Annotated in this window: 19 protein-coding genes; 13 read left to right on the forward strand and 6 right to left on the reverse strand. The window is 71.0% G+C overall.

Annotation, left to right across the window (positions count from 1 at the left end; all coding sequences use genetic code 11):
• Positions 1-162 precede the first annotated feature (162 nt).
• From BS83_RS31525 to BS83_RS49020, 3 genes are all read left to right on the forward strand, one after another.
• The gene (locus BS83_RS31525) at positions 163-573 is read left to right on the forward strand and encodes an STAS domain-containing protein (RefSeq protein ID WP_157597393.1); all 411 of its coding nucleotides are present in this window, start codon (positions 163-165) and stop codon (positions 571-573) included.
• A gap of 431 nt (positions 574-1,004) precedes the next feature.
• Positions 1,005-1,520: a DUF3040 domain-containing protein gene (locus tag BS83_RS44445; RefSeq protein WP_084714443.1), complete on the forward strand. Its 516-nt coding sequence runs from the start codon at positions 1,005-1,007 to the stop codon at positions 1,518-1,520.
• A gap of 35 nt (positions 1,521-1,555) precedes the next feature.
• Positions 1,556-2,131 carry a universal stress protein gene (locus tag BS83_RS49020; protein WP_084714446.1) on the forward strand — a complete coding sequence of 192 codons (576 nt, stop codon included), beginning with the start codon at positions 1,556-1,558 and terminating at the stop codon, positions 2,129-2,131.
• 126 nt (positions 2,132-2,257) lie between these two features.
• On the opposite strand, the gene BS83_RS31535 is transcribed toward BS83_RS49020, so the two are convergent.
• Both BS83_RS31535 and BS83_RS31540 read right to left on the reverse strand, forming a co-directional pair.
• Complete coding sequence (locus BS83_RS31535) at positions 2,258-2,677, reverse strand: hypothetical protein (protein ID WP_051944396.1); 420 nt, start codon at positions 2,675-2,677, stop codon at positions 2,258-2,260.
• An 87-nt stretch (positions 2,678-2,764) separates the two neighbouring features.
• Positions 2,765-3,040, reverse strand: a complete 276-nt coding sequence (locus tag BS83_RS31540) for a hypothetical protein (protein ID WP_037606822.1) — start codon at positions 3,038-3,040, stop codon at positions 2,765-2,767.
• 484 nt (positions 3,041-3,524) lie between these two features.
• Here BS83_RS31540 and BS83_RS31545 point away from each other — a divergent pair, with 484 nt between their 5' ends.
• The 6 genes from BS83_RS31545 to BS83_RS31565 all read left to right on the forward strand — a co-directional run bounded on the left by BS83_RS31545 (position 3,525) and on the right by BS83_RS31565 (position 7,935).
• A complete protein-coding gene (locus BS83_RS31545) occupies positions 3,525-4,142 on the forward strand; it encodes a DUF5994 family protein (RefSeq protein WP_051944397.1) in 618 nt (205 codons plus the stop codon).
• 5 nt (positions 4,143-4,147) lie between these two features.
• Complete coding sequence (locus BS83_RS45900; RefSeq protein WP_157597394.1) at positions 4,148-4,318, forward strand: hypothetical protein; 171 nt, start codon at positions 4,148-4,150, stop codon at positions 4,316-4,318.
• A 115-nt stretch (positions 4,319-4,433) separates the two neighbouring features.
• Entirely contained in the window at positions 4,434-5,435 is a 1,002-nt protein-coding gene (locus BS83_RS31550; protein WP_232248541.1) for an SPFH domain-containing protein, read from the forward strand.
• A 264-nt stretch (positions 5,436-5,699) separates the two neighbouring features.
• Positions 5,700-6,098, forward strand: a complete 399-nt coding sequence (locus tag BS83_RS31555; RefSeq protein ID WP_232248542.1) for an STAS domain-containing protein — start codon at positions 5,700-5,702, stop codon at positions 6,096-6,098.
• Between the two features lie 353 nt (positions 6,099-6,451).
• Positions 6,452-7,189: an ANTAR domain-containing protein gene (locus tag BS83_RS31560; RefSeq protein WP_051944398.1), complete on the forward strand. Its 738-nt coding sequence runs from the start codon at positions 6,452-6,454 to the stop codon at positions 7,187-7,189.
• Between the two features lie 5 nt (positions 7,190-7,194).
• Entirely contained in the window at positions 7,195-7,935 is a 741-nt protein-coding gene (locus BS83_RS31565; protein ID WP_037606824.1) for a GAF domain-containing protein, read from the forward strand.
• Between the two features lie 207 nt (positions 7,936-8,142).
• Here the strand turns inward: BS83_RS31565 and BS83_RS44455 are convergent, their stop codons facing one another.
• Both BS83_RS44455 and BS83_RS46760 read right to left on the reverse strand, forming a co-directional pair.
• The gene (locus BS83_RS44455) at positions 8,143-8,316 is read right to left on the reverse strand and encodes a CsbD family protein (RefSeq protein WP_084714452.1); all 174 of its coding nucleotides are present in this window, start codon (positions 8,314-8,316) and stop codon (positions 8,143-8,145) included.
• 42 nt (positions 8,317-8,358) lie between these two features.
• On the reverse strand, positions 8,359-8,898 hold the full coding sequence (locus BS83_RS46760; protein WP_063774265.1) for a hypothetical protein: 540 nt from the start codon (positions 8,896-8,898) through the stop codon (positions 8,359-8,361).
• Between the two features lie 170 nt (positions 8,899-9,068).
• Here BS83_RS46760 and BS83_RS31575 point away from each other — a divergent pair, with 170 nt between their 5' ends.
• Complete coding sequence (locus tag BS83_RS31575) at positions 9,069-9,773, forward strand: TetR/AcrR family transcriptional regulator C-terminal domain-containing protein (RefSeq protein ID WP_084714455.1); 705 nt, start codon at positions 9,069-9,071, stop codon at positions 9,771-9,773.
• Between the two features lie 79 nt (positions 9,774-9,852).
• On the opposite strand, the gene BS83_RS31580 is transcribed toward BS83_RS31575, so the two are convergent.
• Positions 9,853-10,377 (reverse strand): inorganic diphosphatase, encoded by a 525-nt coding sequence (locus BS83_RS31580; protein ID WP_037606825.1) that lies wholly within the window; start codon positions 10,375-10,377, stop codon positions 9,853-9,855.
• Between the two features lie 451 nt (positions 10,378-10,828).
• Between BS83_RS31580 and BS83_RS42405 the strand changes: the two genes are divergently transcribed.
• From BS83_RS42405 to BS83_RS31595, 3 genes are all read left to right on the forward strand, one after another.
• Positions 10,829-11,224: a CBS domain-containing protein gene (locus tag BS83_RS42405; RefSeq protein WP_051944399.1), complete on the forward strand. Its 396-nt coding sequence runs from the start codon at positions 10,829-10,831 to the stop codon at positions 11,222-11,224.
• 61 nt (positions 11,225-11,285) lie between these two features.
• The gene (locus tag BS83_RS31590; RefSeq protein WP_051944400.1) at positions 11,286-12,251 is read left to right on the forward strand and encodes a ribose-phosphate diphosphokinase; all 966 of its coding nucleotides are present in this window, start codon (positions 11,286-11,288) and stop codon (positions 12,249-12,251) included.
• Positions 12,252-12,302: 51 nt separating this feature from the next.
• On the forward strand, positions 12,303-12,575 hold the full coding sequence (locus tag BS83_RS31595; RefSeq protein WP_037606827.1) for a hypothetical protein: 273 nt from the start codon (positions 12,303-12,305) through the stop codon (positions 12,573-12,575).
• 39 nt (positions 12,576-12,614) lie between these two features.
• Here BS83_RS31595 and BS83_RS46765 read toward each other — a convergent pair whose 3' ends face one another.
• Positions 12,615-12,782 carry a hypothetical protein gene (locus tag BS83_RS46765; protein WP_170183521.1) on the reverse strand — a complete coding sequence of 56 codons (168 nt, stop codon included), beginning with the start codon at positions 12,780-12,782 and terminating at the stop codon, positions 12,615-12,617.
• Positions 12,783-12,798 lie beyond the last annotated feature (16 nt).

Below are 12,798 nucleotides of genomic sequence, written 5' to 3' on the forward strand. Positions count from 1 at the left end.
GTGGTGAACAGTGGACTATCTGTTCTCGGCTGGTGTGAGCATTCGAGCGTCCTGCGTCGAGGTGCCTCCGGCCGACCGACTGAGCTGACCGCTTCGGCGGTGATCGTTCCAGCTGCCCCAGACCCCGGCGGCGTCCCAGAGGAGACGGCCGAGGAGATCTGGATGCCCACGAACCACATCACCGGCCGATCGAAGGGGGCCCGCCGTCGCCCGCCACCCCGGTGCGGGGCCGCGGTGCCGACGGAGACACTCACCGTCGAACGGCACGACCGGCACGGCAGGGCCGAGATCACACTGGCCGGCGAGATCGACATGGCCTCCGCGCCAATCGTGCGCCACGCACTGTCGCGCTGCCTGGCCGACGGCGTGCACGCCATCGAGGTCGACCTCGCCCAGGTCGGCTTCTGCGACTGCAGCGGGCTGAGCGCGTTGCTGCAGGCCTACCAGCGAGCCACTGCAGCCGGAGTGTCCTTGCGGCTGCGCGACCCGAGACCTGTCGTGGCCCGGCTGATCGCGCTGGCCTGTACCGACACCCCCCTGCTGCACCTGGGAGGCGCAGGAGGGGACTGCTGACAGCACTCGTCCCGACGGATGCCGACGCTGCGTGCGGCAGGCCCCCTGCCCCGCCCCCCGTCTCGTCGTGCGCGGCTCCGACGACGGCACGGTGGACCGAGTGGCGACCCCTCCGGCCTGGCAGACCGTTGCTTCGGCTGCTCCCCCGGCCGCTCTGTGCGGTACCAGGCTGCTGCGGCACAGCGTAGAGTCGATGGCGGAAGTGCGTTGTCGGCGGGTTCGGACGCCCGAAGCCCTGTTCTCCGGCGTCTCGGGCAGACCGACTGAGCCGGCCGCTTCAGCGGCGAGCGCTCCAGCTGCCCAAGACCCCGGTGGTGTCCCAGACGAGACAGCCGAGGAGTCCGGGTGTCCGCGAACAGCATCACCCGCGCGATCAAGGACGAACGCGGACCGCTCACCCGCCGGATGGGCGTTGTCGGCGACGAGGGCGGATGTGGTCAGGTGGCGTCGAAACCCTCGGGGGCCTGCAGATCGTGCAGGCGACGACGCTGCCCGAACGCACCCGGTTGCGGCTGATCTCAGGAATCTCGGCCGGGCTGGTTCGATTCGCTGCCGACCTGTTGTCGGCGCGTGTTGTCGGCGCCTGGTGTCGAAGAACCGGAACGCGGGAGGCGCACACGATGCTTTCCCAGCACGAGCGACGCGCATTGTCCGACATCGAGGAACACCTGCGCGCGAGCGAACCCGAGCTGGTGCGCCTGCTGGAATGCTTCCATGCCTGGGCTCCGCCGCAACACCGCCGCCGCGGTGTCCGCCGCGTGGTCGGGCCGGCCGGGCTGGCACTGGGCGCCTTCCTGCTCGCCGTGGCGTTCACCGTGCGCAGCGCGGACGTGCTGCTGCTGGCTGTCACGATCCTGTTGGCGGACGCGGCCTGGTGGACCCTCCTCGCCGTGACGGCACTGGCCAGACAACGGATACTCAACAACCGCGAGTCTCATCGCCGGTGACTGCGGGCCAGGTGAAGTGAGGGCGGTGATCGACTGTGTGGGAGCGGCACATCGGGCGTGTCGTCGTCGGTGTGGACGACTCGCTCGCCGGGCTGCGGGCACTGCGCGAGGCCGTGGAGATGGCACGTCTGCGCGGCATGGAGGTGTGCGCGGTCCGCACGTATCCTCCCCCTCCGGAACCAGGAAGCGGAGGGTGGAACACCGGGACGGACGGGATGGATCCGCAATTCTTCGCAACGCAGGACCCCCGGTCGGCGCTCGAGAGAAACGCCCTGGCAGCGGCTCGGCATGCCTTCGACCAGGCGATGGGCGGTGTGCCACGTGACGTCGTGGTGTCCATCGAGACCGAGAGCGTTCCCCTCCACCAGGCGCTGGTGGCGGTCGCGTGCCGGGACGAGGACGTGCTCGTCGTCGCCGGACCGCGTCGACGTCACTCGTGGTGGCCGCCCCGACGGTCCGTTGCCCTGCGTTGCGTCACCCGGGCAGGGTGCCCGGTCCTGATCGTCCCCGCGCCACGTGGAGCACGCGAACCCGGCAGCCACTGGCAGCCCTGGCGCCGGTGGCAACGCCGACGGGAGTTGGACGCTCTCCTCGACGAACTCACCGCTTAGGGCCCCTGGCCACGGGCATGCCCACTGCCCCTGTTCGGGCGCTGTAGACCGTGAGGTCCGGAGGTCCGCACCGCTCGGTCTCAGGAAGAGCCGCGCCTCGACGAGGACGAGGCTGCTCCTCGGTGATCACACCGGGGGCGGAGCAGTCAGGTCCGCGTCGGCACCGCGCGGCTCGCACGTCACCAGTGCCTCGTCGACGGCCCCGCGCAGGCGGGCCGCTTGCTCCTGCGGATCGGCAACGGAGAGGGCGACGCGGGCGAACTCGGCCGGCGGCCGCAGCTCGACCATCAGGACAGGACCACGCCATGGACGTACCGCGATCCAGTCACGCCCGGCCGGGTGCCGCCACACTCCCAGCCACGCCCTGTCGGGGATCGACAGTCCGCTCTCTCTGCTGCCGCGCAGGCAACGCCATGGCTCGGCGAGCACCTCGACGCGCGCCACGGCGGCGAGCGGTGCCCGCACGAGCCCGTGCCGCATCACTGCTCGTTCCCGCCAGGAGGGCCGGACCACCAGGTCACCGCCGTGAATCGTCACCCGCGCCATGGCTGCCTCCGGTCCGGTCCGGGCCCCGGTCCCGTCGCTCCTGTTCCGCGAGGCGCCGTCGCAGGACGTCCGGGTCCGTCGTCACGGCTACGCCCCGCGCCCCCGCTGGACCGTCTTCACCGCTGCCTGGTGCAGGCTCCGCGCGGTCTCCTCGTCGCCCGCCGGAAGCGGACTGCCCTGCAGCGTGTACCAGTCCTCGGCCCCCACGTACTGCACCGTGATGCTGGCCTGCCCGCCGCTCCAGGTGGTGTGCACGGTCACCTCGCCCTGGAGGACGTCCCCCTCCTCCGTCTGCACTCCACCGTGCCCGGAGAAGATGCCCTCGGTGGTCCAGGTCGCCCATGTGTTCGCGCGGGTATTCACCAGTGGGCTCCTTCGTCCTCGGCCCTCAGCGGGCCTGCGGCACGATACGTGGGGCGGTCTGATGAGACCCCTGCATACGGTCCCGGGCGCCCGGGGAAGCCTCGACTGCCCAGGAACATCTTCTGGCATCCGCGCCCGGCTGTCCTGGCGGACTGCGTGGACAGCCCAGTCGGCCGTCCCGGCGTGCCGCCCTGCATCCGGCTCAGGGCTGCGCTGCGCGCCGCGCCGCACCGGCCGATCCCGAGACAGGACAGGGCAGCGGCGAAGGCGACGAACAGGACGACCGTGACGGCCACCGGCGGCCCGACCTGGTACGGCCTGAGTGGCCTGGGCCGGATCGGGCGCCTCGCATCGGTTCACATCGCTGCCGCAGGGTAGAACAAAGGTACCGAGGGTTTTCCGCACACCGGCTGCAGTGCCCCTGTCGTTCTCGGCGAACGCCGACGCCGGGCCTGCGCGCGGGTCCGGGGACAGGACGCGCATCATGTCCGTGTCACTCATGCGACCACCTTCGGTCGCCCTTCCCCCGCCCCGCACGGAATCCCCCGTGCTGCGCCTCGCCCTGCGGCCCGCCGCCGGAGGCGGCGGCCTCCCCGTCGGCGCCCTGGACGGCGCCTGGTGGCCGCACTCCGACGACCTCCTTCGCGAACTGCCCTCACTCATCCCCACGTTGGACCGGGTGTGGGGGCGGATCACCAGGGTCAACGTGAACCCTCGCCACTGGGAGTCGCTGCCCCGCGAGGTTCCGGTCCGGGGACATGTGGTCAAGGTCGGCTGGTTCACCACCGAGCAGGACCCGCACAAGCTCCTGCTCCTGTCCTACCGCACGGGCCGTTGGGACCTGCTCGTCATCCCACCGCAAACCAGCCAGGCGGCCGCCGCCCGGCTGATGGCCGCCGCGGGCGACCCGGCCGGCTCGTCCGCTGCGAGCGCCCTGCTCGCCGCCGAACGCGACCGCAGCGTCAACGACGCGACCAACGCGGCCGACGCCCCGGCCCGTGACATCGGCGCGGAAGCCGCATGGGAATCCGAGGGCGGCGCGGCACGGTCCGTTCCGCTGATCATGCCCATCGGCCGCATCAGCGTGTCCTCAGGCAGGTGAGAACGGTGACGACGCTCCTCACCCTGCTCGTGATCGCCGCCATGATCGGCGCCGGCGTGCTGCTGATCCAGCTGGCCAACGCCCGCCACGCCATGTCGCCGACGGCAGCCCAGCCGCACCATTGGCGCCTCCACCGACGAAGCCCCGCGGCCCGGCCGACACTTCACCGTCCCTGACGGCGACGCGCCGGACGCTGCTCCTGAACCTGCTTCGCCGCGCGGACGGGTGTCCCAGCTGGCGACACCCGTCCGCGCGGCGAAGCGTGACGAACCATCGAAGGATGTGAACATCGTGATCATCCTGATCACTGTCGCGGTACTCCTCGCGATCGCCGCCCTCGTCCTGGTCTCGCTCAGCCTGCGCACCGTCCAGCAGTACGAGAAGGGTGTCGTCTTCCGGTTCGGCCGGCTCCTGCCGGGCATGCGCGATCCGGGCTTGCGGCTGATCCGCCCGATCGGCGACCGGATGCGGAAGGTCTCGGTCCAGACCGAGGTCCTCGGCGTCGCCACCCAGGGAGCCATCACCGCCGACAACGTCACGGTCACCGTCGACGCCGTCGTCTACTTCCGCGTCATCGACCCCGTCAAAGCCCTGGTCAACGTCAACAACTACCCCCACGCCGTCTCCCAGATCGCCCAGACCTCGCTCCGCTCCGTCATCGGCCGCGCCGACCTGGACACCCTGCTGTCCGACCGCGACCAGATCAACGCCGAACTCAAAGAGGTCATGGACGCCCCAACCGAGGAACCCTGGGGACTGCGCATCGAACGCGTCGAGATCAAGGACATCGCCCTGCCCGACCAGATGATGCGCTCCATGTCCAAGCAGGCCGAGGCGGAGCGTGAACGCCGCGCCCGCGTGATCGCCGCCGACGGCGAGTTCCAGGCCTCCCAGAAACTCTCCGAGGCGGCCGCCGTAATGGCCGACACTCCCGGCGCACTCCAACTCCGGCTGCTGCAGACCGTCGTGGACGTCTCTGCGGAGAAGAACAGCACCCTGGTGATGCCTTTCCCCGTCGAGATGCTGCGCTTCTTCGACACCCAGTCCCGCCCGGTGCCCGCCCCGGCCGAGACCCGCCGCGAGCTCGCCCCCTCGGACGCCGAGCTCCTGCAAGCCCTGCTCCACCCCGTCCCCGTCCAGCAGGGCTTCGACTCCGCGCCGGCGATGCTGCCCTCACAGGCCCCGCCGTTCGGCGAACTGGGCAAGGCCCGCCTGCGCGCCGACGTCGCCCGTACTCGCGCCGCTTCATGGCCCACTGCCTTCAGCCCCGACGAACCGCTCACCCGGATCTGACCCTGCCCGGCCCGGGCCGACCGCGGGAGGAGTGGGACGCGCTGCGACGAGGCTCCGGGGTCCGTGACTGGTCCGCGTGACAGCAGACGGCCTCGGCACGTCGTAGAGTTCCCAGCAGAACACCTGTTTGCCTGGTCGGCGCGCACGGTCGAGGCCGGTACGACGCGGCTCCCCCGACGCCCGGCCTCAGGTCGCAACTGCGGCCTTGCTCCGGCTGCCCCAGCCCCCGGCGGTCTCACGGACGAGACAGCCGAGGAGATCTGGATGTCCGCGGAAAGCGTCGTCACTCGACGCCTGATGGTCAGCCACAGCCTTCCCCAGCCCCGAGCGGGGGCGGCGACGTTGGCAGTCGAGCGGCACGATCGCGGGAGCAGTGCGGAGATCACCCTGATCGGCGACATCGATCTGGATTCCGTCTCACTGGTCCGCCGAGCCCTGACGCGGTGCCTGCTCGATGGCGCGCGCACGATCGATGTCGAGCTCACCCACGTCGGCTTCTGCGACTGCAGCGGCCTGAGCGCGTTCCTGGACGCCTACCACCGCGCCGCGGCCATCGGAGCATCCGTGCGACTGCACCACCCGGCACCGCCGGTTGCGCGATTGCTCGCCCTGACCGACACCGAGAGCCTCCTGCTCGCGCCGCAGCCCGCGCGCACGGCGTAGAGCCGCCCAGCCTCCGTCGCCTCCGTCGCGGGCAGGGCCGGTGGCGCAGATCCCCGACTACTGTGTTGCCATAAGTTCTCTGTGTTGCACGGGGAGACCCGCTCGACGCAGCGAGGAGGTCGCGATGGGCCGCACCAGCGAGACCCGCGCCCTGCTCCCCTCGGCGTCGTCGCCGTTGCGGAAGCTCGCCTCGTCGCCTGGGCACCGGTGCGACGGAGAGCGCGGTACGGTGGTCGCACTGGTCGGGAGTCGTAGGGATACGGGGGCACGCGCTATCGCCGTCAACTCGGCAGCCCCTTCGTTGTCGGGTGGCGATCTGCAACGTCCCAGGTCCTTCCGGAACAGGACAACCGGTGATCAGTGACGGCATGGCCGAGGTTCTGCGGCTGCTTCAGCGCGAGGAAGGGTTCGACGCCGCAGCGGACGTCGCCGTGCTGGCCGCGGTGACCCTGGGCGTGACCGGGCTGACGGTCTCCCTGGCGACCGGGGGTGACCGGGCGGAGCTGATGTGGTGCACCGACGATGCCGCCGGCAGCTTCGAGGACCTGCAGTTCACTCTCGGCGAGGGCCCCGGCCCCGAGGCCGTGCGCGGCGACGCGATGGTGCTGGTGCCCGACCTCGCGCTGGTGCGGCCCGAACGCTGGCCGGCTCTGAGCGTGGAGGCAGCCGGCCTGGCGGCGCGCGCGGTGTTCTGCTTCCCGATGGGCATCGGGGCGATCCGCGTCGGTGTGCTGACCCTGGTACGCCGGACGGCCGGGCCGCTGACCGACGGGCAGGTCGGTGACGCGCAGGTCCTGGCGCATGCCCTGGCCGGGCGCGCGCTCGGCAGCGTCGTGCCGGGCCCGAACGGGGCCGCTCCGGCCGATTCCGCCGATACGCTGCTGCACGCCGTCGTGCACCAGGCCACCGGCATGGTCAGCGTCCAGCTCGACGTGTCCCTGCCCCAGGCTCTGGTGCGGCTGCGCGCGCACGCCTACAGCAGCGGCCGGCCGCTCACCGACGTCTCCCGGGACGTGGTCGCGCGGCGGCTGCGCCTGGACCTCAACGGCAACGGCGACGGAAATCCGTTGCCCGTCTCAGACAAGGACTGATCGCCATGGCCCGCGAGCAGCAACTGACCAAGGTCTTCGTGGAGGCCGCCGACTCCCTGATCGATGACTTCGACCTGATCGACTTTCTCCAGCGGTTGTCCGAGCGCTGCGTGGAACTGCTGGACGTCGCGGCGTGCGGGGTGCTGCTGGCCGACGAGCACGACGTGCTGCAGGTGCTGGCCGCTTCGGACGAGAACACCCGGCTGCTGGAACTCTTCGCCCTGCAGCACGACCAGGGTCCCTGTGTGGAGTGCTACCGCAGCGGCCGGCCGCGCACCAACATCGACCTCGCGGACCCGAACGCCTCGCAGGCGTGGCCGCAGTTCACCCCGGCCGCCCTGCAGTCCGGCTTCCTGTCCACCAACGCGATCCCGATGCGGCTGCGCGGGCGCGTCATCGGCGCGCTCGGCCTGTTCCAGACCAGGGGCAGTGCCCTGAGCGACGCGGACACCGCCCTGGCCCAGGCGCTGGCGGACGTGGCCACCATCGCCATCCTGCAGCAGCGCACCCTGGCCCACAGCGAGACCGAGCGCGGACAGCTCCAGTACGCACTCACCAGCCGGATCGTCCTGGAACAGGTCAAGGGCATCCTGGCCGAGCGCTGGCAGGTCACCCCGGACCAGGCGTTCGCAGCGTTCCGCGCCTACGCCCGCTCCCACCACCACCAGCTCTCGCACCTGGCCCGGCTGATCGCCGACGGCGAGTTCGACACCGACCAGATCCCCCGATCACCGCGGCATCGCTGACCTCACCAACTCCGGGACCCGGAGCGGCCTACCGCAGCGTTACCAGCGGTACCAATGGCTGCGGCTGCCCGCGGTGCTGCCCTGGCCTCGGAAGACGAAGCCGAGCAGCCGCAGGGCGCGCAGGGCGAATCCGGCGCCGCCCAGGTCCAGTGGACGTAGGCGGCTTTGCCGATTCGGCTGCCGGGGGCGGTTGTGTGGCACTCCAGGTCAGGGCCTGAGCGCGTCCTTGACCTTCGCGCCGGCCTGCTTGGTGTTGCCCTTGACCTGGTCGGTGCGGCCTTCGGCCTCCAGGGCGCGGTCACCGGTGGCGCGGCCTGCGGCCTTCTTCGCGCCGCCCTTGACCGCTTCGGCCTTGTGGGCGAGCTTCTTGGCGACACTCATGCCCGAGTTCCTTTCGCGAGGGATTCGCCGTTCGGCGGGGGCCTAGCGGCGCGTGAGGTGGTACCCGAAGAGATGCAGACCGCGGGTGCCTCCGCCCGACGGCGCGGGAGCGCCATCCGATGCCGCGATCGCGCGCGTACCCGACGATCCGGAAGGAACGCGTTTACGCTGGTCGAGTTCGCGCTGGTCGATCAGGTCGTCACGCTGTTCCGCGAGGTCGTCGCGTTCCTGCGCGACGGCTGCCGTCCTTGCGCGGGCGGTGTCACGCTGCCCGGCCAGAATCTCGCGGTCCTTGTCCGCGGCGACGGTCTCGCGGCGGGATTGCCGCAGGTCCCTGCGCGCGTTCAGGCCGCGGCGTGAGGTGCGGCGCGCGCCGGTCAGGAGCAGGCCCAGCCCGAGCATGGCCGCTGCGCCGACGATGATGCCGAAGAGGAAGAGCGTTCCCGTGGAGCCGGTCATGTGGTGGCCGAACACCGAGAACGCGCCGTTGACGGCGTGGGTGCTGCCGGTGTTGCCGAAGATTCCCGCCACGGCCATGACGGCCGCGACGACGAGGATGAGGAGTCCGAGAACAATGATCATGACGTTTCCTCCCATTATGGGATATACGCCGTAGACCTACAGTTAACTCCCGATCTACACCGCTGTCTACAGTGTAGATCTACGAGTTCATGTGAGATCGTAGGTCTACAGGGCCTCGGAGCCTTCTCGCACGGCGACGAAGCCCGCCCCCGGCGGAGGAGGGTGACGGCATGGACACGTCCTCAATCGGTGCTGCACTTCGGGAACCCGAGGCACATCCGGACGGCAAGCTCACCCGCGAGCGAATGCTGGCCTGCGCGCTGGAGATCGTCGACCGCGACGGCATCGAGAAGCTGTCCATGCGCGGGCTGGCCCGCGCGCTCGGCCGCGACCCGATGAGCCTGTACCGCCATGCGGAGAACAAGGCCGCGTTGCTCGACGGCGTCGCCGAGACGGTCCTCGCCGAGCTCACGGTGGACCCCGCAGACCCCGACTGGACCGCCCAACTCCGCAGTGTGGCACACCAGTTCCGCCGAATCGCGCTGACCCACCCTCACGTGGTGCCCCTGCTGGTCACCCGTCCGCTGGCCACACCACTGGCACTGCGCCCCCGCGGCACTCTTCGCCCGCTCGAGGACGTCCTAGACCTGCTGACCCGCGCCGGCTTCAGCGGAGCCGACGCCCTGCACATCTACCGCGCCCTCTTCGGCTTCCTGCACGGACACGTCCTCAACGAACTCCAGGAGCTCGTCGAGAACCCCGACGAGACCGACGACCTGCTAAGGCTGGGCCTGCACCGCCTGCCGATCCACGAGTTCCCCCTGCTCCGCAGCCTCGCCTCGGTCCTGGCCTCCTACGACGGCGCCGCGGAACTCGAACGCGGTCTCGACATCCTCCTCAGCGGGCTCAGGTCATCCATGACTACCGCGATGTGACGGCAGTACCCATCGCGGGAGCCATGATGTGGCGACGGCGGCGGACCGCCCGCGCGAACCGGAGTTCGTACGGCGCCGGTCAGCTGTGCGTCGGGGTCGCCCCGGACTCGTGCTCCCGCGAGGGGCCGGTAGCCGGCCTGGCTCGTGCCGAGGTGATCTCCTCTTCGGCCGCCGACCGGCCGAGCCAGGAGGCGCCGTCGAAGGACTTGCCGGGTTCCAGGTCCTTGTAGACCTCGAAGAAGTGCTGGATCTCCCGGAGGTCATGGGGGAACACGTCGTCGAGCTCGTGCAGGTGGTTCATACGGGGGTCGGTGGCTGGGACGCACAGCACCTTGTCGTCCTCGCCCCGCTGGTCGTTCATGCGGAACATCCCCAGCGCACGGCAGCGGATCAGGACCCCCGGGAAGGTGGGTTCGCCGCCCAGGACGAGTGCGTCCAGCGGTTCACCGTCCAGTCCGAGAGTGCCCTCGACGTAGCCGTAGTCGGCCGGGTAGCGGGTGGAGGTGAAGAGCATCCGGTCCAACCGGATGCGCCCGAGAGCGTGGTCCATCTCGTACTTGTTGCGGCTCCCCTGGGGGATTTCGACGACGACAACGAAGTCCATGTCCCGCTCCTGCCGACGGCACGGATCAACGGGCGAGCCTGAGCCGCCCTCGACGCCTCACCGCGCAGCCGCGGAACACCGGCGCACCATGACGGCCGACTCCAGGCTACGGCCGGGGCTCGCCTGCCGACGGGGCGACACCGCGCGGAACGGAAGAGCCGGCCCGGTCGGCAGCCGGGTATCGCCGATCGGCCCCCTCCGGCCAGGACAGCGCCCAGGGTTAGCATGGACTCGAGGGGATGACGCACACGACGGCAGACGCGGTGCGTCGTCTGCCCCACCCGTCGGCACATCAGGACGCGCCACCGCCCACCCTGCCTGATCCCTCCGCCCAGGCGTCGAATCCGCCCAGTCCCCGACCTGGGCCCCGGCCTCGAGCCCGGCCTCCCTGGCCAGGACACCCCGAGCGTCTCGAAGCCGGGAGCGACCCCGAGCACCAAGGGAGACCCCGATGGCGTCCACCCTCGACAAGTCCCCGGACCGTACCCACGCCGCCGACGTCATGGTCCCCGCCGACCTGCAGGTCAGCGACCACACCGCCGTCGACAAGGCCCTGGACATCCTGCACAGCGCCCACGTGGAGCACCTGCTCGTCCGAGGCGACGACGGCCACTGCGTCGGCCTCGTCACCAAGGACGACCTCAGCGGCTACCTGTCCCAGCCCTGGTACAGCCAGCACGCCCGGCTGCGCGACCTCGTCCGCCCGCTCGAACCCTTCGCGCACCCCGACACCCCGATCGACGCCGTCGCCAGCGCCATGCGCGAACACGACGCACACGTCTGGCCCGTCGTCGACGCCGACGGCTTCGCGCTGGGCGTCATCACCGCCGAGCAGCTCAGCAGCTGACCGACTGGCCGCCCGGGGGCGGGTCGCGGAGAGGAGTCGTCGTGGCACACGCGGATCGGCGATGAGGCCTCGGATCGTCGCGGGGACAGGCCACCGAGCCCTGGCGCAGGCCGTCGCGGCAACGCTCGGTACCGAACCGGTGGCCTGCGAGACCGAACGTTTCCCCGACGGCGAACTGCGGCCCGTGGTGGGCGACGTGCAGGGCGCGGACCTGTACCTGGTCCAGCCCACGGGGCCGCCGGTGAACGACAACCTCGTGGAGCTGCTGCTCCTGCTCGACGCGTGCCACCGGGGAGGCGCGCGCAGACTCACCGCGCTCGTACCGTACTTCGGCTACGCCCGGCAGGACCGGCGCACCACCGCCGGGCAGCCGGTGGGCGCCCGCGTCGCCGCCGACCTGCTGGTGGCCGCAGGCGCCGACCGGCGGGTCGTCATCGATCCGCACACCGCCGCGCTCGAGGCGATGTGCGGCGTCCCGGTCGAAGTGCTCACCGCCGTGCCGCTGCTCGCGGACGCGCTGGGCCAGGAACTGTCCCGGGCCGCCGTGCTGGTCGCACCCGACCTCGGCGCGGTCAAGCTCGTCGAGCACTACGGCCGCCTGCTGCGCCTCCCCGTGGCCGTGGTCCGCAAGACACGTGTGTCCGGCACGCAGGTGCTGGCCGAGGAACTGGTCGGACGCGTCGCGGAGCGACCTGCGGTGATCATCGACGACATGATCAGCACCGCAGGCACAGTCGAGACGGCCGTGAAGGTCCTGCTCGCCCACGGCGCCGTCGCCGACATCACCGTGGCCACGACCCACGCCCTGCTCGTCGGCGGCGCCCGGGACCGGCTCCGACGGCTTCCGATCCGCCGTCTGGTCGTCACCGACACCCTTCCCGTGGAGCCTGCCGGAGGGTTGCCGCTCCAGGTGTGCTCCGTGGCTCCGCTGCTCGCCGATGCCGTCGACCTGCTGCACGGCGACGAGCCCGCCGTGGCGTCCCCGGTCCAGGGTGGGGTGGGCGGCATCCGGGCGTACCCGGGGTGACCTGGGGTGGGTCGTCTCGCACATCCGCCGCGAGCCGCGCAGGCTGGGTGCATGACGATGGACATCGACCTGGAGGCCCTGACCGACCGGATCATGGACGACGCCCGCAGGGGCGACCGGGCAGCCGTGGAGCAGGCCCTCGCCGCCTGGGGTATGAAGGGCATGGCGGCGGGATTCCTGGTCGCGCAGCAGCAGGACGTCCGGCTTCTCCTCGACGGCCAGGTCGAGCGGCTGCTCGACTACGCGAGGGCGAACGGGGCCACGCCGGAAGCGCTGAAGTGGCTCCAGGAACAACTGGACGGGGCACAGCCCCCGGCCGGCTAGCACAGCCGCGCTGCCCGCTCCCGGCGCCCGGCGCGGGCGTCAGCGCTGGGCCTGGCGCCCCGATCGCCTCCAGCGCCAGCCCAGGTAGATCAGATCGGCCACCAGGAGCACCGCTCCGATGACCAGGAGGTACAGCAGGCCCTTGGCGACGGCGCCGACGATCCCGAGCACGATCGCCACGATGATCACGAACAGGAACAGAGCCATCACGCCCACCCTTCCG

It is taken from the genome of Streptacidiphilus rugosus AM-16, from assembly GCF_000744655.1.
GTDB lineage: Bacteria > Actinomycetota > Actinomycetes > Streptomycetales > Streptomycetaceae > Streptacidiphilus > Streptacidiphilus rugosus.